The organism is Cryobacterium sp. TMB1-7, assembly GCF_004402435.1.
Classification (GTDB): domain Bacteria; phylum Actinomycetota; class Actinomycetes; order Actinomycetales; family Microbacteriaceae; genus Cryobacterium; species Cryobacterium zongtaii.
The window spans coordinates 127,058-148,181 of sequence record NZ_SOFZ01000033.1 but is presented as its reverse complement, the minus strand read 5'-3'; the positions used below and the strand labels follow the sequence as shown (position 1 = coordinate 148,181).

General features: G+C 69.4%; 19 protein-coding genes. 10 read left to right on the top strand and 9 right to left on the bottom strand.

Annotation, left to right across the window (positions count from 1 at the left end; all coding sequences use genetic code 11):
• Nucleotides 1–20: 20 nt before the first annotated feature.
• Complete coding sequence (locus E3O60_RS17735; RefSeq protein WP_198414976.1) at nucleotides 21–782, top strand: response regulator transcription factor; 762 nt, start codon at nucleotides 21–23, stop codon at nucleotides 780–782.
• Complete coding sequence (locus tag E3O60_RS17730; RefSeq protein WP_134408697.1) at nucleotides 779–1,930, top strand: cell wall metabolism sensor histidine kinase WalK; 1,152 nt, start codon at nucleotides 779–781, stop codon at nucleotides 1,928–1,930. Before E3O60_RS17735 ends, E3O60_RS17730 begins: the two co-directional genes overlap by 4 nt.
• 29 nt (nucleotides 1,931–1,959) lie before the next feature.
• Here E3O60_RS17730 and E3O60_RS17725 read toward each other — a convergent pair whose 3' ends face one another.
• The 6 genes from E3O60_RS17725 to E3O60_RS18610 all read right to left on the bottom strand — a co-directional run bounded on the left by E3O60_RS17725 (nucleotide 1,960) and on the right by E3O60_RS18610 (nucleotide 9,345).
• Nucleotides 1,960–3,060 carry an NAD(P)-dependent oxidoreductase gene (locus E3O60_RS17725; RefSeq protein ID WP_134498825.1) on the bottom strand — a complete coding sequence of 367 codons (1,101 nt, stop codon included), beginning with the start codon at nucleotides 3,058–3,060 and terminating at the stop codon, nucleotides 1,960–1,962.
• 24 nt (nucleotides 3,061–3,084) lie between these two features.
• Entirely contained in the window at nucleotides 3,085–4,539 is a 1,455-nt protein-coding gene (locus tag E3O60_RS17720) for a DUF5719 family protein (RefSeq protein WP_134498823.1), read from the bottom strand.
• A complete protein-coding gene (locus tag E3O60_RS17715) occupies nucleotides 4,529–7,606 on the bottom strand; it encodes a glycosyltransferase family 2 protein (protein WP_134498821.1) in 3,078 nt (1,025 codons plus the stop codon). Before E3O60_RS17715 ends, E3O60_RS17720 begins: the two co-directional genes overlap by 11 nt.
• 95 nt (nucleotides 7,607–7,701) lie before the next feature.
• Nucleotides 7,702–8,037 (bottom strand): WhiB family transcriptional regulator, encoded by a 336-nt coding sequence (locus tag E3O60_RS17710; RefSeq protein ID WP_088455297.1) that lies wholly within the window; start codon nucleotides 8,035–8,037, stop codon nucleotides 7,702–7,704.
• Between the two features lie 147 nt (nucleotides 8,038–8,184).
• The gene (gene galE, locus E3O60_RS17705; RefSeq protein WP_088455296.1) at nucleotides 8,185–9,150 is read right to left on the bottom strand and encodes a UDP-glucose 4-epimerase GalE; all 966 of its coding nucleotides are present in this window, start codon (nucleotides 9,148–9,150) and stop codon (nucleotides 8,185–8,187) included.
• Nucleotides 9,151–9,201: 51 nt separating this feature from the next.
• Nucleotides 9,202–9,345 carry a hypothetical protein gene (locus tag E3O60_RS18610; protein WP_165787882.1) on the bottom strand — a complete coding sequence of 48 codons (144 nt, stop codon included), beginning with the start codon at nucleotides 9,343–9,345 and terminating at the stop codon, nucleotides 9,202–9,204.
• 89 nt (nucleotides 9,346–9,434) lie between these two features.
• Here E3O60_RS18610 and E3O60_RS17700 point away from each other — a divergent pair, with 89 nt between their 5' ends.
• Nucleotides 9,435–10,496 (top strand): GlxA family transcriptional regulator, encoded by a 1,062-nt coding sequence (locus tag E3O60_RS17700; RefSeq protein ID WP_088455295.1) that lies wholly within the window; start codon nucleotides 9,435–9,437, stop codon nucleotides 10,494–10,496.
• Here E3O60_RS17700 and manA read toward each other — a convergent pair.
• On the bottom strand, nucleotides 10,424–11,707 hold the full coding sequence (manA, locus tag E3O60_RS17695) for a mannose-6-phosphate isomerase, class I (RefSeq protein WP_134498819.1): 1,284 nt from the start codon (nucleotides 11,705–11,707) through the stop codon (nucleotides 10,424–10,426). The genes E3O60_RS17700 and manA overlap by 73 nt on opposite strands.
• A 127-nt stretch (nucleotides 11,708–11,834) precedes the next feature.
• Here manA and E3O60_RS17690 point away from each other — a divergent pair, with 127 nt between their 5' ends.
• The 5 genes from E3O60_RS17690 to E3O60_RS17670 all read left to right on the top strand — a co-directional run bounded on the left by E3O60_RS17690 (nucleotide 11,835) and on the right by E3O60_RS17670 (nucleotide 17,753).
• Nucleotides 11,835–13,013, top strand: a complete 1,179-nt coding sequence (locus tag E3O60_RS17690; protein ID WP_088455293.1) for an acyl-CoA dehydrogenase family protein — start codon at nucleotides 11,835–11,837, stop codon at nucleotides 13,011–13,013.
• A 77-nt stretch (nucleotides 13,014–13,090) separates the two neighbouring features.
• Nucleotides 13,091–13,876, top strand: a complete 786-nt coding sequence (locus tag E3O60_RS17685; protein ID WP_088455292.1) for a polyprenol monophosphomannose synthase — start codon at nucleotides 13,091–13,093, stop codon at nucleotides 13,874–13,876.
• Nucleotides 13,877–15,358, top strand: coding sequence for an NAD(P)/FAD-dependent oxidoreductase (locus E3O60_RS17680; RefSeq protein ID WP_134408692.1), 1,482 nt, complete (start codon nucleotides 13,877–13,879; stop codon nucleotides 15,356–15,358).
• 8 nt (nucleotides 15,359–15,366) lie between these two features.
• Nucleotides 15,367–15,810: an SRPBCC family protein gene (locus E3O60_RS17675; RefSeq protein ID WP_241983704.1), complete on the top strand. Its 444-nt coding sequence runs from the start codon at nucleotides 15,367–15,369 to the stop codon at nucleotides 15,808–15,810.
• 188 nt (nucleotides 15,811–15,998) lie between these two features.
• Entirely contained in the window at nucleotides 15,999–17,753 is a 1,755-nt protein-coding gene (locus E3O60_RS17670; protein ID WP_134498817.1) for an HNH endonuclease signature motif containing protein, read from the top strand.
• Between the two features lie 44 nt (nucleotides 17,754–17,797).
• Here E3O60_RS17670 and E3O60_RS17665 read toward each other — a convergent pair whose 3' ends face one another.
• A complete protein-coding gene (locus E3O60_RS17665; RefSeq protein ID WP_134498815.1) occupies nucleotides 17,798–18,097 on the bottom strand; it encodes a metal-sensitive transcriptional regulator in 300 nt (99 codons plus the stop codon).
• A complete protein-coding gene (locus tag E3O60_RS17660; RefSeq protein ID WP_088457870.1) occupies nucleotides 18,094–18,405 on the bottom strand; it encodes a rhodanese-like domain-containing protein in 312 nt (103 codons plus the stop codon). The genes E3O60_RS17665 and E3O60_RS17660 overlap by 4 nt, the downstream gene beginning before the upstream one ends.
• A gap of 103 nt (nucleotides 18,406–18,508) precedes the next feature.
• On the opposite strand from E3O60_RS17660, the gene E3O60_RS17655 reads away from it, so the two are divergent.
• The gene (locus E3O60_RS17655) at nucleotides 18,509–19,822 is read left to right on the top strand and encodes an O-antigen ligase (protein ID WP_166789025.1); all 1,314 of its coding nucleotides are present in this window, start codon (nucleotides 18,509–18,511) and stop codon (nucleotides 19,820–19,822) included.
• The gene (locus E3O60_RS17650; protein ID WP_134498811.1) at nucleotides 19,819–21,120 is read left to right on the top strand and encodes an O-antigen ligase; all 1,302 of its coding nucleotides are present in this window, start codon (nucleotides 19,819–19,821) and stop codon (nucleotides 21,118–21,120) included. Before E3O60_RS17655 ends, E3O60_RS17650 begins: the two co-directional genes overlap by 4 nt.
• Nucleotides 21,121–21,124 lie beyond the last annotated feature (4 nt).

Sequence of the window (21,124 nt, the reverse complement as noted above, 5' to 3'; positions counted from 1 at the left end):
GGAGCGCCTATCCTTCAAGGGTGAACCCCTCGCCGACGACCGGGCCCCCCGACACTCAACGCCGCATTCTGGTCATCGATGACGACCCGACGGTCTCCGAAATCGTCTGCCGCTACCTGGTGGCGGCAGGATTCGTTGCGGATCGGGCACCGGACGGGCGCCTCGGCCTCCGCCAGGCCGAGGCCCAGCGCCCCGACCTCGTGGTGCTGGACCGAATGCTGCCCCTGCTGGACGGCATCGAGGTCTGCCGCCGCATCAAGACCACTTGGGCGATTCCCGTGATCATGCTGACCGCGCTCAACCAAGAGGAGGACCGGATCGAAGGGCTGGAGGCCGGCGCCGACGACTACCTCGCCAAGCCTTTCTCACCCCGCGAACTCGTGCTGCGCGTGCAGTCTGTGTTGCGCCGCACTGTCGCCGAACCGGCCCGCGGCGGGACCGTCGAGGCGGGACCGTTCACGTTGGACCTGGCGGCGCACGAGGTGCGGATGCACGGTGCCGCGCTGGTGCTCACGGCCAGGGAGTTCGATTTGCTCGCGCATCTGATCGGTCGTCCGCACCGGGCGCTGAGCCGGGAGGAGCTGCTCAAGTCGGTTTGGGGCTGGGACTTCGGCGACCTGTCCACCGTGACGGTGCACGTGCGCCGGTTGCGGGAGAAGATCGAGGCCGACCCGACCCGTCCCCAGCTTTTGAAAACAGTGTGGGGGGTCGGCTACAGGTTCGACCCCGAGCCCCTGGCCGCCGGCCGGGCCGGCGATCTGGACCCGGGAGTCCTCCGATGACGGTTCCCGGGCTGGTGAGTGTGCTCGTCATCGCACTGGCCTGCGCTCTCATCGTGGGCACCCTTGGCCTGATCAGCCTGCGCCTGCTCGCCAGATACTCGCTCGTGTTGCAGCTGGTGGTGGTGGCCCTGGCCACGATCGTGTCGGTGGTCAGCGGGATGGCCGCGGCCGCGTCGCTGATGTACGTGTCAGATCACGACCTGACGGTGTTCTACTTCGTCGCCGGGGTGGCGGGGAGCGTCTCGTTGCTGATGGCGGGTCTGTTGGGACGGTGGATCGCGCGGGACAGCCGGCACCTCACTCTGGCGGCGGCGAGCCTGGGCCGGGGCGAGCCCGTCACGTCCGCGGAGCGGCACAGCAATACCGAATTCGCGGCTCTGGCCGAGCAGTTGACCGCGACCGGGGAACGGTTGCGGGAATCCAGGGACCGTGAGGGCAAGATCGAGTCGGCCCGTCGGGAGCTGGTCGCGTGGATATCCCACGACCTGCGCACGCCGTTGGCCGGCATCCGGGCGATGGCCGAGGCCCTGGAGGATGACATGGTCGAGGATCCCATCCGATACTACGTTCAGATCCGCGGCCAGGTGGACCGGTTGAACGGCATGGTCGATGACCTCTTCGAGCTGTCCAGGATCACGTCGGGCACCCTCCGGCTGAACCTGGCGCGGGTTGCGCTCTACGACCTGATCAGCGACACCGTGGCCGACCTCAGTCCCGTCGCGCGGGCAAAATCGCTTGACCTGCGCTTCGAGGGCGCCATGGGCCTGACGATCCTGGCCGACCCGCGCGAGCTGGCCAGGGCCGTCGGCAACCTGGTGATGAACGCGGTGCAACAGTCGGCGCCCGGCGGCACCATCGTGGTGTCGGTCACCGAACACACCGACGGGCGCGCCGTCATCTCGGTGCAGGATTCGGCCGGCGGCATCGACCCTGCGGACCTCGAGCGGGTGTTCGAGCCCGGTTGGCGGGGCACCGAACCGCGCACACCTGAGGCCGAGTCGGCGAGCCAGGGCCGCGCGGGACTCGGCCTGGCCATCGTGGACGGTATCGTGGCGGCACACCACGGCGAGGTCACCGTGCAGAACACGCCGGGCGGATGCCGGTTCGACGTGCTGCTTCCCCCGCACCCCGGGCCTGCCGGGGTGTGATCCCGGACGCGGGCGCCCGGCCGCAGGAGTCAGACCACGGCCGCCCGCAGCGGGGCCGTGGCGAATTCGCGCATCCCCTCGTCGAAGCTCACCGACGGCGTCCAGCCGAGTTCGGTGCGCATCCGCTCTGACGACGCCGTGATGTGCCGCACGTCGCCGAGACGGTATTCACCGGTGACGACGGGGGCCGGCCCGTCGGCGGCCGTGCTCAGGGCCTCGGCCATGTCACCGATGGTGTGCACGGTGCCGCTGCCGACGTTGAACGGGCGGAAGGTTCCGGCCGGGGCGGTGCCGCTCCAGTCGATCGCGGCGAGGTTGGCCGAGGCGATGTCGCGCACGTGCACGAAGTCGCGGCGTTGGCGGCCGTCCTCGAAAACCGTGGGGGCCTCGCCGCGTTGCAGGGCGGACCTGAACAGGGACGCAACCCCGGCGTACGGCGTGTTCTGCGGCATCCCCGGGCCGTAGACGTTGTGGTACCGAAGCGCTGCTGCGCGGCCGGTGGTGCTGCGACTCCAGGCCGTTGCGAGGTATTCCTGGCCGAGCTTGCTGCTCGCGTAGACGTTGCGGGGGTCCAGGGGGTCGTCTTCAGCCACCAGCGCGGGTTCCAGCGGTTCCCCGGTGGCGGCGTCGGTCGGATCGAAGAGGCCGGCGTCGAGGTCCGCGGCGCGGCGCGGGCCCGGCCGGGCCACCCCGTTGGCGCTGCGGTAGCTGCCCTCGCCGTAGACGACCATCGAGGAGGCCAGGACCAGCCTGTCGATCCCCGCCGCGGCCATCCCCGCCAGCAGCACCGCGGTACCGAGTTCGTTGCTGTGCACGTAGTCGGGCGCATCGGAGAAGTCGACGCCGAGACCCACCTTGGCAGCCTGATGGCAGACCACGTCGATGCCGCGCAACGCGTGCGCGACGACCGCAGTGTCTGTGACGTCACCGACCACGAACTCCACTCGGGGATCGACCGCGGGCAGTCCGCCGTGCACGTCACGGCGGAGGGAGTCGAGTACCCGCACCCGCCAGCCACGCGTGAGGGCTTCATCGACGATTGCCCCGCCGATGAAGCCGGCGCCGCCGGTGACGAGGAGGTGGCGGCCGCTCTGGCGTCTAGCGCCCGGTGCGTTGCTGGTCTGGGTCACGGCGGGCTCCTTGGAGGACGGGGGTCAGTGCGAGTAAACCGGGATGGCGGCGGCCAGCGGCCCGATCGGGCTGAGAGTGAACGACGCGGACTGGCCGTCACCGGTGTACCGGACCGACGCCGCGATGCCCGTTCCGCCGGTAACCACGTGGCTTTGGGATCCGGCCAGTGCCACCACGACGGATTGGCCGGCGGCCACGCTCACGTCGATGACCGACCCGGTTTCGGAGGTGATGGTCAGGTCGGTGTCCGCACCTGAGGTGTTGGCCAGGTGCAGGGCCGGCGACGGACCGTCGGCGACACTGACCAGGAAGTCGCCGTCCTGGGGCGCGGCCGCGGCGGACCAGGCGAAGTCGGCGGCGGCGCTTCCGGCCGTCGTGGTGACGGCCGCGGCGACCAGCGGCTGGTCGGCGTTCAGCTTGACCGTGTAATTGCCGGCGACGACTCCGCTCAACGGGATCTCGGTGGCGATGCCGGCCTGAATTTCGATCTCGAGGGAGGTCCCTGTCGACGCGCCGTCCTCGCTTTGCACACCGACGCTGACGGTTGCGTCAGTGTCGCCGGGAACCAGCACGCGCACCGACGGGGTGTCGTCGGACACGGCACCGACATCGGCAGAGGCTTCTGCGCCCAAGGCGGTGACGGCGACGCCAGGGATGGTCTGGGTCGTGGACGGTGTGGTCGTCGGCCCGCTGAGATCGACCCCGCCGGGCTGGATGCCCCTGACCAGGCTCTGCTGCAGGGCCGCGGCGACCTGCCCACCGGTGGCCGTGACGTGCACGACCGGGGACCGCAGGTTGGGCGCGAGCCCGGCGAGGGACACGATCCGCTGGCTACCGGGCTGCACGAGGATGCCGGTGGAGCCGGGGGCATCCACCGGGCCGGCTTCGCCGTAGACGGCGAGGTCGACGGACGCCACGACGGTGGTGGGATTGCTCAGCAGCACGACGCTGGTGCGGCCGACGTCGGTCGACCCGCTCACCAGCCAGGAGTCGCTGGACGCTTCGGTGCAGGCGGCCGCCGCCAGCCCGCCGACGGACTCGCCCGTCGCGGTCTGTGATTGGGAACCGGCGACGAGTGGGGCGTCGGTGGCGCCGGCCTCTACCGGCACGGTCAGCACGCTCGGGGCGCCGTCGCGTGGTGCCTGCGAGTTGTCTGTTGCGGTGAGGTCGGTGCGCTCTACGGGGACCTCTTCGGCGCCGGAGCCTGTGCCGCGCGCCGCGTACACGGCCGTGAACGGGCCGACGGAGGTCGCGGCATCCGCCTGGGTGGAGTCTTCGGCGAGGGTGAGGAGGGGGCCGGGGCAGACCCGCAACTGGTCGCTCGCGACCGGCGTCACCAGGGTCGACGGCGGGTCGCTCACGAGGGAGGGCCAGGGCACGATCGCGGCACCACCGACGGCGACGACGACGACTCCGATGCCGATCAGGCCCGCGGCATACCTGGCGCCGAGGACGGCGACTCTGCGCTTAGTTGCCATGGTCTGAATCCTTCGGGCTGCTGGTGTCCGCCGACGGTAGGTCAGTGGCCTCGGCCGGCTCGGCCGGAGCTTCCGTCGGTGTCGGCGAGGCCGAGTCCTCGATGCTGGGGAGGACGCCCTTGGCGCGCCGGCCTGCCGGACGTTTCATGCGCCGGGGCCGCGCGGGCCGCGACGGACGCGCCACCCGGGTGGGCTTGGCCGGTTTGCTCAGGCGGGATGCGCGTCGGATCGCTTCGCGGTGCGCCTGCCGGACGGCCTCTCTACCGGCCCCGGTCGGCACCGACAGGAGCACCGTCGCGCCGATCACGAACACGGCGATCAGGCCGGTCACCAGCCCGAAGATTCCGCCGGCATCAGCGGGGACCTGCCCGTTGACGGCGGCGTCGGTCGGCACGTCAGAACGCCACAGCCGGCCGAAAGCGGTATCACCGACGGGTGCCAGGGCGGCGTTGCCGTCGAGGGAGGTCGTGGTGCGGGTGGTCGTGTCGCTGGCCGCCTGCGTGATGCCGATGTCGTCACCCCACTCGGCGGGCTCGGCGGCGGCCGGCAGCAGCAGGACAAAACGAATGCCGAACTTCGCCAGGTCGGCCGAGGCGTCCAGTCCGCTCTGTGAGGCGAGGTTGCCCGCCAGGGTGGCCAGCTCGGTCTGTTCGTCGGTGAGAGTGCCGGCTGTGCTGTTCAGGGTGGACTGGGCGTCCAGGCGCACGCCGGAGCCCCGGACGATGGTGGCGAGGATGCCGCCATCGGGCTGCGGCACGATCTGCAGGGTGCCGACCCTGGGCTCGACAGCGGCCTCGGCGGTGACAAAAGCGGGCTGCGTGCGACCGATGCCCTCGTCGACGGCCGAGGTGCCGAGCGGGATCGCCCCGGCCAGCGGCAGGGAAACCACGGCCAGGGCCAGGGCCGTGACCACGAGCGGTGCGATGGCCATGCGGTGCAGGCCGCGGGCGGCGAAGACCACCGCTCCGACGAGACCAAGCCAGTACAGGCTGAGTCCGGCGCCGGGCCAGATGCCCACCGCCTGGGAGCCGAGCTCCGCCACCGACAAAGAACCGGCGAGAATGGCCGTGCCCAGCCCGAGCAGGGCGGTGACCAGCGCGAGCGCTGCGCCGCGGGCGCCGGGCAGGAGCAACGCCATCAGGGCCAGGACGGCCATGGGGATCAACAGCAAGGGAACCAGGTAGCCGGCCACGGCAGCGTCGCCGCCCCAGAGCGGCAGCAGCTGGGTCCAGCCACCGAAATCGCCGGCCGGGAAGCCGAGGATGAACTGCCAGGTGGGCACGGGTGCCGTGGGCACCGGAACACCGGGATCGGCCAGCAACGCCAACCAGTTGCCGCGCAGCGCCTGGTCCCACAGCAGGGGGATGGCCAGCGCGAGCGCCGGCAGGGGGATCCCCACGAATCGCATCACGCTGCGGCCGCTGACGAGCACGCAGATCAGCCAGCCCACCAGCAGCGCCGGAGCGAGGGACGGCGCGCAGGCGACGATCGCGGCGAACAGCAGAGCGGCCGATCCGGATGCCGACCAGGACCGCGCGGCGGCGAAACCGGCGAAAAACAGCCACGGCAGCAGCAGGTGCACGATGATGGCGGCAGGCCGGCCGGCCGCGAGAGCGGTGAGGAAGGTAGGCGAGAGCGCCCACAGCACGGCGGCCACGGCGCGGATCGAACCCCGGTGGGTCACTCGGGTCGCGGCCATCCAGGCGCCGACGGCGGCCAGCGGGAGGGCCAACAGGTACACGAGGACCATCGCGAAGGACGGTGACCAGAAGGTGATGGTGCCGAGGACGGCGAGCACCACCGCGAACGGGTCAGCCGCCCCCGTGAAGCCCAGGCCGATGTCCCGCCAGCCGTAGCCGACGTTGGCCCAGAGGTCGCCGACAGTAGACGAGAGCGGGAGCAGGCCACCGCCGGTGAGCGACTGAGCTCCGATCAGCGGTGCCAGGATGGCGACGCCGACCATGGCGGCGGCGAGCAGGGTCCAGGCCCCGCCGCCGGCGAAGAACCGGATTTCCGGGCGGTCCCCGCGGAGTCCGGTGAGGGCAGCTTCCCTGGTGAGGGCGTGCCGACGGCGCACTTCGGCGGCCGACACGCGCAAGGAGGAGATCGACGACCAGGCGAGTGTGCGGGTGGCGGCGAGCCGCCGCCGAGCGGTGAGCACCCTGCCGCCCTGGAAGGCGGCGGCGAAGGCGGCGGCGAATTCACCGAGGATCGACCCCGGTTCCTTGCGCAGGAGGTTTCCGATGGCCCGGAGGAAGGCGAGCGGGATCAGGGAGATCCAGTGCACCGGCAGCGCCCAGGCCGGGGCGTAGACCAGCCGTCGGTGCAGCTGAGCGGACCGTTCGGCGCGCGCCCGGCGACGACTGGCCCGGCCGCGGGAGGAACCGTCGGGGCCGGCAACGCCGTCCCCGGCCGAGCTGACCCTGGCGGCGGCGACCACGGAGACGCGGTGGCCCGCGAGGCGTACGCGCACGCAGAAGTCGAGGGAGTCGTCGACGATGGGAAGCGCGGGGTCGAAGCCGCCGAGTTTGTCCCAGACGCTGTGGCGCACGAGCATGCCGCCGGCGCTGACGGCCAGAACATCACTCATGCCGTCGTGCTGCTCCTGGTCGAGTTCACTCTCGACCAGCGTCACGGTGGCGCCGTACGGCGTCATCGACTCGCCGAAGTCGTGGATGTAGTCGTCGGCGACCCACTCCATGACCTTGGGCCCGGCCACCGCCACTGACGGCGCGACCTCCAGTGCACCGATGAGGCTCTCCAGGGCTCCGGGCTCCGGAGCGCTGTCCTGCGCGAGGAGCCAGAGCAGCTCGTGGTCGCCGGCAGGAGGACTCATCACCCGGGTGGCGGCGCTGATGGCGGCACCGAACGACAGGTCGGAATCCGCTGAGATGAGATGGGTGGGCCCGAACGCAGCCAACAGTTCCGAGGTGGTGTCGCTGGAACCGCAGTCAACCGCTATGACCGTGTCGGGCTGCCGGGTCTGGCGGCGGAGGGCCTCGAGAGTTCGCTCGAGGTGCGAGGCGCCGTTACGGGCGACGATGATGGCGGTGACTCTGGCTTGCATATCGGGAACAGCCTAGGTCGGTTATCGGTGAAGATCGCTGAACCGGTCAGGCGCGCCCTGAATCCGGCCGTCCGGCCTCGCGCCGCGGATCGGGCTCAGCCCGCCCGCTTACGGAGTTTGCGTCGCTCACGTTCGGACAGTCCGCCCCAGATTCCGAAGCGTTCGTCGTTGGCAAGGGCGTACTGCAGGCACTGGGGGCGTACCTCGCAGGACGCACAGATCTTCTTGGCGTCCCTGGTGGAGCCGCCTTTTTCCGGGAAGAAGGCCTCCGGGTCGGTCTGGGCGCACAGGGAGTCCGACTGCCAGGCGAGCGGATTGTCGTCCGCGCCCTCCACAATCGTCGGATCCTTGCGAACGCCGGGCACGCCGAGGCGTACGGGATCGACGAACCAGTCTTCAGGTACCCCAGAACGATATTCAGACAACGTCATATCGCCTCCACCCATCAGCTCACGCACGTTTTCGCGCTAGAACTAATTACACCGGTGTAGTTCACATCCGTCAAGTCGCGGATCGTAAACCCTCAATGCGGGCTGGAGAGTTCAGACTCGCCCACTATGCCCGAATCGTGTCGTTGATCAGACGGTGGATGCCTGCCGGGATTCCCAGGCGCTGCGCACCATGTCTTCGAGGGTGTGTCGCATCTGCCAGTCCAGGTCGCGCGCGGCCATCTCGCCCGACGCGACGATGCGGTCGGGGTCTCCGGACCGACGCGGGCCGATCTCCGGGCTGAACGGGATTCCGGTCACGGCCGCGACCGTGCTCATGATCTCGCCCACCGAAACGCCCTCGCCACTGCCGAGGTTGTAGACCGGGGCGATCGTCAGGCCGGCGTCCAGCCGCCGGGCTGCGGCGACGTGCGAGATCGCGAGGTCGGCGACGTGGATGTAGTCGCGCACGCAGGTGCCGTCGGCGGTCTGGTAATCGTTGCCGTTGATGCGCGGGGTGCGACCGTCGATCAGGGCCTCGAAGACCATCGGGAAGAGGTTGTGCGGGCTCGTGTCGCGCAGGTCAGCGCTGCCGGAGCCGACCACGTTGAAATACCGCAGCGAGGTGTGCGCCAGTCCCGCGGCGACGGCCTGATCGCGCAGGAGCCACTCACCGATCAGCTTGGACTCACCGTACGGCGACTCGGGGCTCTTCGCGGTCTCTTCGGTGACGAGGTCGGTGAACGGGGTGCCGTAGACGGCGGCGCTCGAGGAGAAGACGATGCGGCCGACGCCGGCCTCCTGCATGGCCGCGAGCAGCAGGGCGGTCGCCGTCACGTTCTGCTCGTAGGTGTGCAGCGGGCGGGACACCGATACACCGGCGTACTTGAATCCGGCGACGTGCACGACGCCACTGATCGGGTGCTCGGCGAAGGTCTTCGCCAGCAGCTCGGTGTCGAGCAGGGTTCCCTTGATGAAAGGAACTCCGGCCGGCACAAAGTCAGCGTGCCCGCTGGACAGGTCGTCCAGGACGACGACCTCGATGCCCTCGGCGAGGAACGCGCGGACGACGTGGGAGCCGATATAGCCGGCCCCTCCGGTTACAAGCCAAGCCATGTGGTGCCCCTGCGCTCTCCGGGCAACCGTGTGCTGCCGCTTCAGACCACACTATCGCCCGCGCGGGAACGGTTCGGGATGCCGGTTACGGCGTGCCAGTTCGGCCTCGCCGTACCCGTCGGAGCGCATGGTGACGATGCTCGCCGCCACGGCCCAGATGGAGAGGGCCAGCAGTACACTCAGAAACAGGATCATGGCACTAACGGTAGGTCTTGCGACTTTCTGCCACGAGTGGCAGAGTTGCCGTTTACCCGCACATTCCTGCCATCGTCTCCGAGGACCTCATGCTGAAGAAGATTGTCTGCGTCGCCATCCCCGGCATGGCCCCCTTCGAGTTCGGGGTGATCTGCGAGGTATTCGGTATCGACAGGTCGGAACACGGCGGCCCGGCCTTCGATTTCCACGTCGTCACGGCGGTGCCGGGCGCCCTGCGCACCAAGATCGGCTTCGACATCGTGGTGCGCGACGACCTCACCGCGGCGGCGGACGCCGACCTCATCGCGATCCCTGCCTACGAGGCCGGCAGCGAGATCCACCCCGACGTTCTCCGCGTCGTGCGTGAGGCCGAGCAGAGGGGCGCCTGGGTGCTCAGCGTGTGCAGCGGCGCGTTCATCCTCGGCGCCGCCGGCATCCTGGACGGGCGCCGCAGCACCACTCATTGGATGTACGCCGAGGCCCTCGCCCTGGCCTACCCGAACACCACCGTCGACCCCGATGTGCTCTTCGTGGACGACAATCACGTGGTCACCGGCGCGGGGACCGCCGCCGGCATCGATGCGGCACTGCACGTCGTGCGCCGGGAACTCGGCGCCGCAGCTGCGAACGTGATCGCCCGGCGCATGGTGGTGCCGCCGCAGCGTGACGGCGGTCAGTCCCAGTTCATCCAGGCGCCGATCCCCGAACAGCGCAGCGATTCCTTCGCCACGATCACCGACTGGATGTTGCAGAGCCTCGACCAGGACCTCACCGTCGACCAGCTCGCCAGGCGCGCGCTGATGTCGCCGCGCACCTTCGCGCGCCGGTTCCGGGCCGAGCTGGGCACCACACCGACGGCCTGGCTGAACCGGCAGCGCCTGATCCTGGCCCAGCAACTGCTCGAGGAGACCGACGAGACCCTCGACCTCATCGCGGCGCAGACCGGATTCGGGGCCGCGAGTGTGATGCGGCACCACTTCGTGCGCAGTCTTCAGACCACACCGACGGCGTATCGCCGCACCTTCGGCCGGCGCCGGACCGCGCCAGACTACGCCGGCATGGTTCCGGGCGGGCCGGACTACGGCGTGGTGGCCAGGAAGACTTCGCCGGAACCCGCGAAGGTGAGCGTTCCCTCGTCCGGCGTGATGTAGACCGACTCTCCCCTGGCCAGCGAGATCGACGAGCCCGCACCGGCGACCAGGAACCGGCCGGCCGTGCAGATCGCGATGCCGGGTCCGGTGAGCGTCAGCTGCCGCATCGGCACGCCGGCCGGGCCGGATGCTGTGGCGGACGCATCCGCCGGCACAGAGATGTGCGCCAACTCGAAGTCGGGCACGTCGGGCCTGTACACGGCGACGCCGTCAGCCTGCGGCTCCGGTGCCAGGTAGGGCACCGGCAGGGGCGCGAAGTCGAGAACGTCGAGGAGCTCGTCGACGTCGATGTGCTTGGGGCTGAGGCCGCCCCGCAGCACGTTGTCCGACGCGGCCATCACCTCGACGCCGAGGCCGGACAGGTAGGCGTGGATGTTGCCGGCGGGCAGGAAGAGCACCTCGCCGCGTTTCAGCGACACCAGGTTGGTGAGCAGGGAGATGACGATGCCGGGGTCGCCCGGGTACGCGGCCGAGAGCGAGCGCACGGTGTCGAACTCGGCGGCGAAACTCACCCTCGCGCCGCCGTCGATCAGGAACGCGGCCTGCTCGGCGAGGGCCACGACCCGCTCGACCAGCCAGGACACCTCGCCGGTGTCGCCGCCGCGACCGTCGCGCAGCAGCCAGTCCACGACGTCGTGGATTGCGTCGTCGCCGATCAGACGGTTTTCCAGGCCGAGCAGGGCCGCGGGCTGGGGATCGTCCATGGTGGCGTCCAACGCGCGCAATTCGGCGAGGATCGAGCGGATCTGACGCGGGTCGCGGAAGCCGCACAGGGCCTGGAAGGTGTCGCTGAGCGCGAAGATGATCTCCGGCTTGTGGAAGGGGTCCCGGTAGTTGCGGTCGGCCGCGTCGATCGGGATGCCGGCCGCGTTCTCGAGGGCGAAGCCGGCCGCGGCGCGGGCCGGTGACGGGTGCGCCTGCAGCGAGAGCGGGCCGTGGGCGGCGAGGATCTTCATCAGGAAGGGCAGGCGCGCCTGCCCGGCTTGCGCGGAACCGAGCGCGGCTGCCGGGTCCTGGTCGATCCACTCGGCGAGGTTGGCCGCTCCCCCGGTGAGGGTGGGGTCGGCGATCACCGATGGGCAACCGGGGTGGGCGCCGAGCCAGAGCTCGGCTTCGGGGCCGCCGGATGCGGGCCGGCCCAGCAGGTCGGCGATCGCTGTCGGCGAGCCCCAGGCGTAATCGCGCGGTGTGTTGCTGATGCCCACAAACATGCTTGGCTCCTGAACCTCGAGGTTTAGACCAAACTACCAACCGCTTTCCTTCGCCCGGCGCAGAGTTCTAGGCTGAACGTCCCGGTCAACGCGCTCGCGCGGCCGGCATCTAGTGCAAGGGAGCCAGATGACTTTCGAACCGCTCAGCAGTGATTTCTTCGGGTACGAGAACCTCCTCGCGGAGAACGAGAAGGCCGCGCTCGCGCGCATCCGCTCGTATCTCGAGGCGGATGTGCGGCCCGTCGTGAACGGATGCTGGGAGCGGGCCGAGTTCCCGTCCGAGATCATCAGGCCGCTCGGCGCCCTCGGCGCGTATTCGTTCGGCTGGGAGGAGACCCGGCCGTTCCCGAACTCCGCGGTGTTCCGTGGCTTCGTGGCGCTCGAGCTGGCCCGGGTGGACGCATCCGTTGCTACCTTCGTCGGCGTGCAGAACGGTCTCGTCGCCGGATCGATCGCCGCCTGCGGGTCGGCGGCGCAGCGGGCCCTCTGGCTGCCGCGCCTGGCCACGGGTGACGTCGTCGGCGCTTTCGCCCTCACCGAGCCGTTGAGCGGCTCCGACTCCGCGCAGGGGCTGCGGACGACCGCGACCCTGGACGGTGACACCTGGGTGCTCAACGGGCAGAAGCGTTGGATCGGCAATGCGACCTTCTCCGACATCACCATCGTGTGGGCCAAGGACACCGCGGACGGCGCCGTCAAGGGTTTCATCGTGCCCACGGACACCGCCGGGTACACGGCAACCAAGATCGAGGGCAAGATCAGCCTGCGTTCGGTGCAGAACGCCGACATCACGCTGGAGAACGTTCTGGTGCCAGAGCACAACAGGCTGCAGAACGCGAACTCGTTCCGCGACACCGCCAAGGTGCTGCGCTTCACCCGCGCCGAGGTGTCTTGGGCGGCCGTGGGACTGGCGATCGGCGCCTACGAGGCCGCGGCGGCGTACGCCGTGGAACGGGTGCAGTTCGGCAAGCCGATCGGCGGCCACCAGCTTGTGCAGGACCTGCTCGTGAAGAGCCTGGGCAACATCACGGCCAGCCTGGGCATGGTGGTGCGGGTCTCCCAGATGCTCGACGACGGCACCCAGCGCGACGAGCACTCTGCCCTGGCGAAGTCGTACACGACGTCGCGGATGCGGGAGACCGTGTCGTGGTGCCGTGAACTGTTCGGCGGCAACGGCATCGTGCTGGACTACGACATCGCCAGGTTCTTCGCCGACGCCGAGGCGATCTACTCCTATGAAGGCACCCAGGAGATGAACACCCTCATCGTCGGCCGCAGCATCACCGGTCTGGCCGCGTTCGTCTGACCGGTCCGGGCGGGTCCGGCTGGCCCTGACCGGGACTTCGGACGAGAAAGTCATACTGGCGAACTAAGCTCTCCCGCATGCGAACCTCAGAAGCGGCCCGCGGCGCCGGAAGTCTGGTGATCATCCCGACCTACAACGAGTTCGAGAACCTGGAAAAGATCGTGTCTCGCCTGCTGACGGCCACGCCCGCTGCACACGTGCTGATTGTCGACGACGGCAGCCCGGACGGCACCGGCGCCCTGGCTGACCGGATGGCCGAGGCTGACGACCGCATCAAGGTCGAACACCGCACCGGCAAGCTCGGCCTGGGCTCCGCCTACGTGCTGGGCTTCATGTGGGGACTGGCGCGAGGCTACGAGTTCTTGATCGAGATGGATGCCGATGGTTCACATCCGCCGGAGCGCCTGCCCGACATGATCGGCCGGGTCGCCTCCGACGAACCCGGCGCCCCCGACCTCGCCGTCGGCTCCCGGTGGGTGCCCGGTGGCAGCGTGGTCAACTGGCCGCGGCACCGGCAGCTGCTCAGCCGAGGCGGGAACACCTACGCGCGCCTGGTGCTCGGTCTCTCGCTCAAGGACGTCACCGCCGGCTTCAGGGTCTACTCGTCGGCGACGATCGCGGCGATGGATCTCGCGGACGTGTCGTCGAAGGGCTACTGCTTCCAGGTCGATATGACCCTGCGGGTGCTCGATCAGGGCCGCTCGGTCGTAGAGCTCCCGATCGAGTTCCGCGAGCGGGAGGCCGGCGAGTCGAAGATGAGCCAGGCCATCGTGATCGAGGCCATGCTGCGGGTCACCCAGTGGGGATTCCAGCGTCGCTTCACGAGGATCCGCTCCGGCCGGGCGCAGGCCACGGTCCGTTAGATGGTCACCGTGCGGCGGGGAGCGCCTGAGGTGGACGCGATTGTGGTCGGCTCCGGCCCCAACGGGCTCGCTGCCGCGGTCACGCTGGCCAGGGCCGGCCTCTCGGTGCGGGTCTACGAGAGGTCCGCGACCGTCGGCGGCGGCGCCGAGACCGCGGAGCTGACCCTGCCGGGTTTCCACCACGACGTCTGTTCCGCCGTGCACCCGCTCGCGCTGGCCTCCGAGTTCTTCAAGCGGTTCGGGCTCGCGGACCGGATCGAACTTGTCGTCCCCGAGGTCTCCTACGGGCATCCGCTGCCGGGCGGCACCGCCGGGCTGGCCTATCGCAGCCTGGAACGCACCGCCGCCGAGCTGGGCCGGGACGGCGCGGCCTGGATTCGGTTGTTCGCTCCCCTTGTGGCACACTCCGAGCGGGTGGCGGAGTTCACCGGTGCGCAGCTCCTGCGGCTGCCGAGGCATCCGGAAACCGCGCTGCGCTTCGGTCTGCGGGCTCTCGAGCAGGGCAGCCCCCTCTGGGACCTGCGCTTCGCGGGGGAGACGGCGCCAGCCCTGCTCACCGGCGTCAGTGCGCACACGATCAGGGCGCTGCCGAGCATCGCCACCGCCGGCGCAGGCCTCACTCTCGCCACCTATGCACACGCGGGCGGCTGGCCGATCCCCGTCGGCGGCAGTGGCGCGATCGTGACCGCGATGGTCGACGACCTGCTCGCCCACGGCGGCGAGATCGTCACGTCAACCGAGGTGCGGCGGCTGAGCGACCTGCCGCCGGCCCGCGTGGTGATGCTCGACCTGACGCCCCGGGCGCTGCTGCGCCTCGCCGAGGGCGAGCTGCCCGCCGCATACGCGCGGCGGCTGCGCGCCTTCAGATACGGCAACGGCGTCGCCAAGGTCGACTTCGCGCTGTCCGACCCGGTGCCGTGGCAGGCGGCCGGACTGCGGGCGGCGGGCACCGTGCACGTGGGCGGCACCCGGGCGCAGATCCGGCGAGCCGAGAACACCGTCGCGCGCGGCCGGCACGCCGAGGAACCCTACGTTCTCGTGTCCCAGCCCAGTGGCCTCGACCCCAGTCGCGCCCCGGCCGGTCAGCACACCCTCTGGGCGTACACCCATGTTCCGCGCGGCTCCGCCATCGACCAGACCGAGGCGATCGTGCGCCAGATCGAGCGCTTTGCTCCAGGGTTCCGCGACACCATCCTGGCCAGCGCCGCTCGCAGCGCGTCCAGCGTGGAAGCGCACAATCCCAATTACATCGGCGGCGACATCTCCGCCGGCGAGGTGAGCATGACCCAACTCGTGCGGCGGCCGGTTCTCTCGCCGGACCCCTGGCGCACTCCCCTGGACGGCGTCTACCTCTGCTCGTCGTCCACACCGCCGGGCCCGGGCGTGCACGGCCTGGCCGGCTGGCACGCCGCCCTCAGCGCTCTTCGTCACGACCTTGGGGTGCGCACCGCCCCCGATCTCTCCCCGACCAATCAGGAATAGGTGACACCGTGGCCGTTAACCATCGCACCATGAACTGCCCGCCCGAAAGCGTCTTCGCCGTTCTGGCGGACGGCTGGTTATACCCGAGCTGGGTCGTCGGGGCCTCCCGGATGCGGGACGTCGACCCGGCGTGGCCGATCGCAGGAAGCGTCATCTACCACTCTGTAGGCGTCTGGCCCGCCCTGATCGACGACACCACGTCGGTTCTGGAGTGGGATCCACCCCGGCACGCGCTGTTCAAGGCCCGTGGCTGGCCGCTCGGTGAGGCCCACGTGGCGTTGGATGTGAAGGCTCGCGGCGACGGATGCGTCGTACGCATCACGGAGGACGCCACCGCCGGCCCCGCCCGGTTCGTCCCGTCCTTCCTGCGTGAACCGGCCATCAAGATCCGAAACGAAGAGACGTTGCGCCGGCTCGCCTTCCTCGCCGAGGGCGGCGCCGGGTTCAACTAGCCCCGCCGCCGCCGACGGGCGCCTGTCGAGACCCCGCAACCCGTCCCCGACAACGTGCCCGTCCCGTCGGTCGAGCCTGTCGAGACCCCGCGAGCCATCCTGTGCAGTGCGGAAATGTTTTCGATATCCGTTCCGAAACTTGCTGACATTTCCTCGCATATAGGTGCGATTCGTGAGAGAATGGGGGTATGGACGACGAGCTGGATAGTGGCTCCACCGCACTGACGGGAACGACTCCCACCGGGTCGAACCTGCACGACTGGAACACCGGTCTGGCCGGTCCGGATCCCCTCACAGGCCCGGATGTCCATAGTCTGAGCGGCACCACCGACATGAAGGCCGCCGCTGCAGGTGGAGCTGCCGGCCGCACTCGAGGTCGGTCGAAGCCTCGGCCCGAGTGGCGGGATCCGGCCGAGCTGCTGGGGGTGCAGCGCGCTCATACCGGTGCGTTCGGTCAGAAGCTCCAGGCCCTGGATGATGCGGCGCGGACGGTGATGGCGGTGATGGACTCCATTGACGTGAACGCGTTGAGTGACCCGGAGGTGGTCGCGTTGACGCAGATGGTCGAGCGCACCGGTCGGCCGGTGGATGCGGCCCGGGTTAGCACGGCGATCGTGGTGGGTTACCGGTCCCGCCGCGGGCTGGGCACGGAGTCGCTGGCCTGGCGGTTGGGGGCGTCGCACCAGAATGATCTGCTGATCGGGCTGACCGGCACGTCGGTGCCGGAGATGAAACGACGCGTGAGCCTGGGTGAGAAGGTCGCTCCGCGGATGTTGGGCGGCACGGTCCTCGAGCCCGAGTTCCCGTTCGTTGCCGCAGCCTTGGCGGCCGGGGAGATCGGTCTTGATGCGGCGGAGAACATCGTGAAGGGTTTGGCCGACTACAAAGTGCACGGCCGCTTCGACGCGGACCAGTTGCTGGTGGACGGCGGTGAGGCCGAGCTGGTGGAGTCCGCGACCGGGTCCGTGTTCGGCCGCACCCCCGGACCCGGCGACACAGCCGACGACGCCGTCTGCACCGGCCCGGTCCGCCGTTTGGGTGCGTCGGCGGGGTTCACCTTCCCGGCGGACCGGATTCGGGAGATGGCGGCGACGTGGCAGGCGGTGTTGAACCCGGACGGGGCCGCGCCCACCGCGGAGATCCTCGAGGCGAAGTCCACGTTCTCGTTCGGCAAGCTCGCCCAGGGGTTGCATCCGTTGCGCGGCGGGGTGACGCCGGAGCTCAAGGGCATCATGCAGAACCTGTTCAACACCTTCCAGTCCGCGCGCAGCGCTCCCGCGTTCCCGTCCGCGGAGGAGCAGCAGCGTATCGAGGCCGGCGAACTCGTGCCCGGCGAGATCCTCGACGAACGCGACGGCGGTCAGAAACGCGCCGATATTCTCCGCGGCATCCTGGTCCAGGTCGCCCAAGACCCCCGCACCCCGACCATGGGCGGGATGCCGCCGACGGTGATGGTGCACGTGAACGCAACCGACCTGATCAACGGGGTCGGGGTCGGTTGGATCGACGGCGTCGAGGGGCCGATCTCGATGAAGACGATCAACCAGATGGTCGACAACGGCGGCTTCCGGCCGATCTTCTTCGGCGGCACCGGCGCCGTCCTCGCCCTGGGCGATAAGGTCCGCTGCTTCACGCCGCTGCAACGCAGGGCGATCACCGCCCGAGACGGCGGCTGCATCATCCCCGGCTGCACCTGCCCACCGCAATGGACCGAAGTCCACCACGTGAAGCCGTGGCAAAACGGCGGCCCCACCAACGTGAGCAACGGGGTGCTGCTGTGCTGGCATCACCACCACAACATCGACACCTCCGGGTGGCACATCCGCATGGTCCTGGGCATGCCCGAAGTCAAAGCCCCCCACTGGATCGACCCCACCGGAACCTGGCGAAAACCACCCCAGCACCGCGCCCACGACCCCAAAACCCGACGACAAAACGAGTAGCCACGGCACCTCGACTCGTGGGCGCCGGGCCAGGTCAGGTCAGGTCAGGCCAGGGCGAGGAAGAGCTTCTCCAGCTCGTCCACGGTGAGTGATTCGGCGTTGTCGGGGTCCGCGATGCAATCCCGCATCGCCGAGGAGACGATCGTGAACCCGGCCCGGTCGAGAGCGCTCGACACCGCGGCCAGCTGTGTGACGACATCCTTGCAGCTACCGCCGGCCTCGACGGCAGTGATGACCGCACTCAGCTGCCCCAGCGCGCGACGCAGCCGGTTGAGCACTTTCTTCTGGTTCACGGCACGCTGGTCGTCGGTCACGACCGTCGCCACTGGAGTCGACTCGGTCATGACCGGATCCCGTCCAGCGCCGTGGGCAGGCCGGCCTGCTGCCAGGCGTTCATGCCGCCGGTCACGTTGACGGCCTCGACTCCGTTGCGTTCGAGGAATGCGGCGCCCTGCAGGCTTCGGCCTCCGGCTGCGCAGATGACGTAGACGGGGCTGTCCCGCGGTACCTCGTCCAGCCGTTCGCTCAGTTCACCCAGGGGAATGGGGATGGCACCGGCCGCGTGACCGGCCTCGAATTCGTAGGGTTCGCGCACATCGACCACGACGGGATCGGAAAGGGCTGCGAGTTCGGTAACCGAGATGTCGGTCATGTGGGGTCCCTTCGGAACGGAGAGCGGGGCACGACGGTATACCCCTGAGGGTATCAGAAGATGGGGGCAGGTTGAGAGGAGGTCGCCCCAGTACCCTAGACACATGCCCGCCGTTCAGAGCCGCCTCACAGTTCGCCTGTTCGCGACCCTGGTGTTCTTCAGCGTGTTGGCCGGCCAGTTCTGGCGAAACCTGCTCGGCTGGTGGGGCTTCGGCGCCATCGCCGTGTTCATTCTGGTCGGCAGCATCGGTCTCCTCGTCTCCCTGAAGCCCGAGTGGACCTGGCGCGGCTTCCCGAAGTCCCTGGCCGCGTTCATGCTCGTCGCCACGGTGTCCCTCGCCTGGTCGGCATATCCAGGGGCGAGCGCGATCGGTATCACCCTGCAGTGGATCACCACGATCACCGCCCTGTTCCTGGCGCTGTGCCTCACCTGGGCCGAGCTCCTGTGCACACTCGCGGTCGCTCTGCGGTGGATCCTCGGCCTCTCGATACTCTTCGAGATCGTCGTCGCCGTGTTCATCGGCCACGCGGTGCTCCCGTTCTGGGTTGAATACACCGGCAAGATCCCGGCCGCGTTCTACTGGTCGCGCGGACTGCTGCTGGAAGGCGGCCCGATCGAGGGCATCGTCGCCAGCCGCAACCTGCTCGGCTTCATCGCCCTGCTGGCACTGATCGTCTTCGCCGTGCAGCTCTTCGCCGGCACCGTGGCCCGCGGCCGCGGCATCGCCTGGGTGACCGTGGCCCTCATCATGCTGTGGCTGACCCGGTCGGCCACAGTGTCCGTCGCCCTCCTCGCCGTCACCATCGCCCTGCTCTTCACGCTGTGGGCCCGCCGGCTGCCGCCGATGGGCCGGCGCCCGCTCTACCTGAGCGCCGCCGCGGTCCTGGCCGCCGTGGTGGTCGGGCTCGTCGCGTTCTCGCCCACACTGCTTTCGATGCTCGGCAAGAGCGAAGACCTGACCGGACGTTTCGACATCTGGGGCCGGGTCATCGATCTCGCCGGCGAACGCCCCCTCGTGGGCTGGGGCTGGGTGAGTTACTGGGTACCGTGGGTCGAACCATTCGACGGCCTCGCGGTGCGCAAAGGCGTGCAATATCTGCAGGCCCACAACGCCTGGCTGGATGTCTGGCTCCAACTGGGCATCCTCGGCCTGATCATCTTCGCCGCGCTCACCCTCTCGACCCTGTGGCGGTCCTGGTTCCTGGCCGTCGACAGGCCCCGCCTGGGTATCGCCGACACTGAAACCTACGCCGTCTCCTCGATCCTGCCCCTCCTGCTCACGGTGGCGCTGCTCGCGCAGAGCCTGGCCGAAAGCCGGATCCTCGTCGAATCCGGCTGGGTGCTTCTCGTGATCCTGGCCGTGCGGTCCAAGCGTCCCGGCGCAGACGCGGAGCTGCTCGGCCTGGGCCGGCGATGACCGGCCCCGCACGGCCCCCCTACGTTCCTGACGCCATCACCGCGGTGCTCGCATCGCCGCGGTTCAGCGCAACCCTCACTCACCTGATCCTCGGGTTCGCCTTTTCAACACACCTGCTGCGCAGCCTGATGGGCTGGCCGGGCCTGCTCGCCGCACTGGTGTGTCTGGTCGTGCTTGCGACAGCCTCCATGATCGCCCGGCGCCAGAGCATTGAGTGGCACGGCCTGCTGCCCCTGTCGATCCTGGTCTTCCTGGTCTGGTGCGCACTGTCGGTGCTGTGGAGCGGGTATGCGCTGCAGACCGTCAGCGGCGTCGCCTACCAGCTGGCCTTCGCGTTCCTGGCGATCTACGTCGCCCTGGTGCGCGACACCATTCAGATCGTTCGAGCCACCGGCGATGTGCTCAGGCTGCTCCTCGGGCTGTCCCTGGCCCTCGAAGTGCTGTCCGGACTGCTCCTGGATCTTCCGATCGCATTCCTCGGCGTGCAGGGCAACATCACCATGCTCGGCCCCATCCAGGGCGTTTTCGGGTCGCGTAACGCCCTCGGCCTGGTATCCCTGATCGCCGCGATCAGCTTCATCATCGAGTTGCGGTCCCGCTCCGTACGACCGGGCCGCGCCGCCGCCTCGATAGCGCTGGCCCTGCTCGGCCTGCTCCTGACCCATTCCCCGGTGTTCGTCGTCGTGGCGAGCGCCGTCGGCATCGCCGCGCTGGCCCTGTACTGGCTGCGCCGCACCCGAGCCGAGGACCGCTGGCTGCTGCAGCTGAGTCTGCTCGGCGCCACGGTGCTCGCTGCCCTGTTCGCCTTCGTCGGCCGCACCGGCATCATCGACCTGCTCAACGCCGGCAGTGAATTCGAGACCCGGTCATCGCTGTGGCGCGAGATGTGGCGGCTGGTGGAGGTCCATCCACTCGAGGGTTGGGGCTGGACCGGGATCTGGCCACAGAACGTCAGTCCGTACGGCTGGCTCGACTTCGTCACCGGTAGCCGGCACTCCTCCGCCCTCAACGCATTCCTCGACGTGTACTTCCAGGTCGGCCTGGTCGGGTTCCTCTCATTCGTGGTGTTGGTGGCACTGGCCTTCATCAGGTCGTGGCTGCTCGCCTCGAACAAGAAGCCCGTGGTGTACGTCTGGTCGCCGCTGGTCCTGGTGGTGCTTCTGGTCACCTCGGCGGCCGAGAGCACCGTGCTGGTCGAGTTCGGCTGGCTCCTGCTGTTGATTTGCTCCGTCAAGGCCGCGCAGGGCCAGAGCTGGCGCCGACTGCTATCGCCCAGCCCGCGCAACGAACTGATCTGATCTG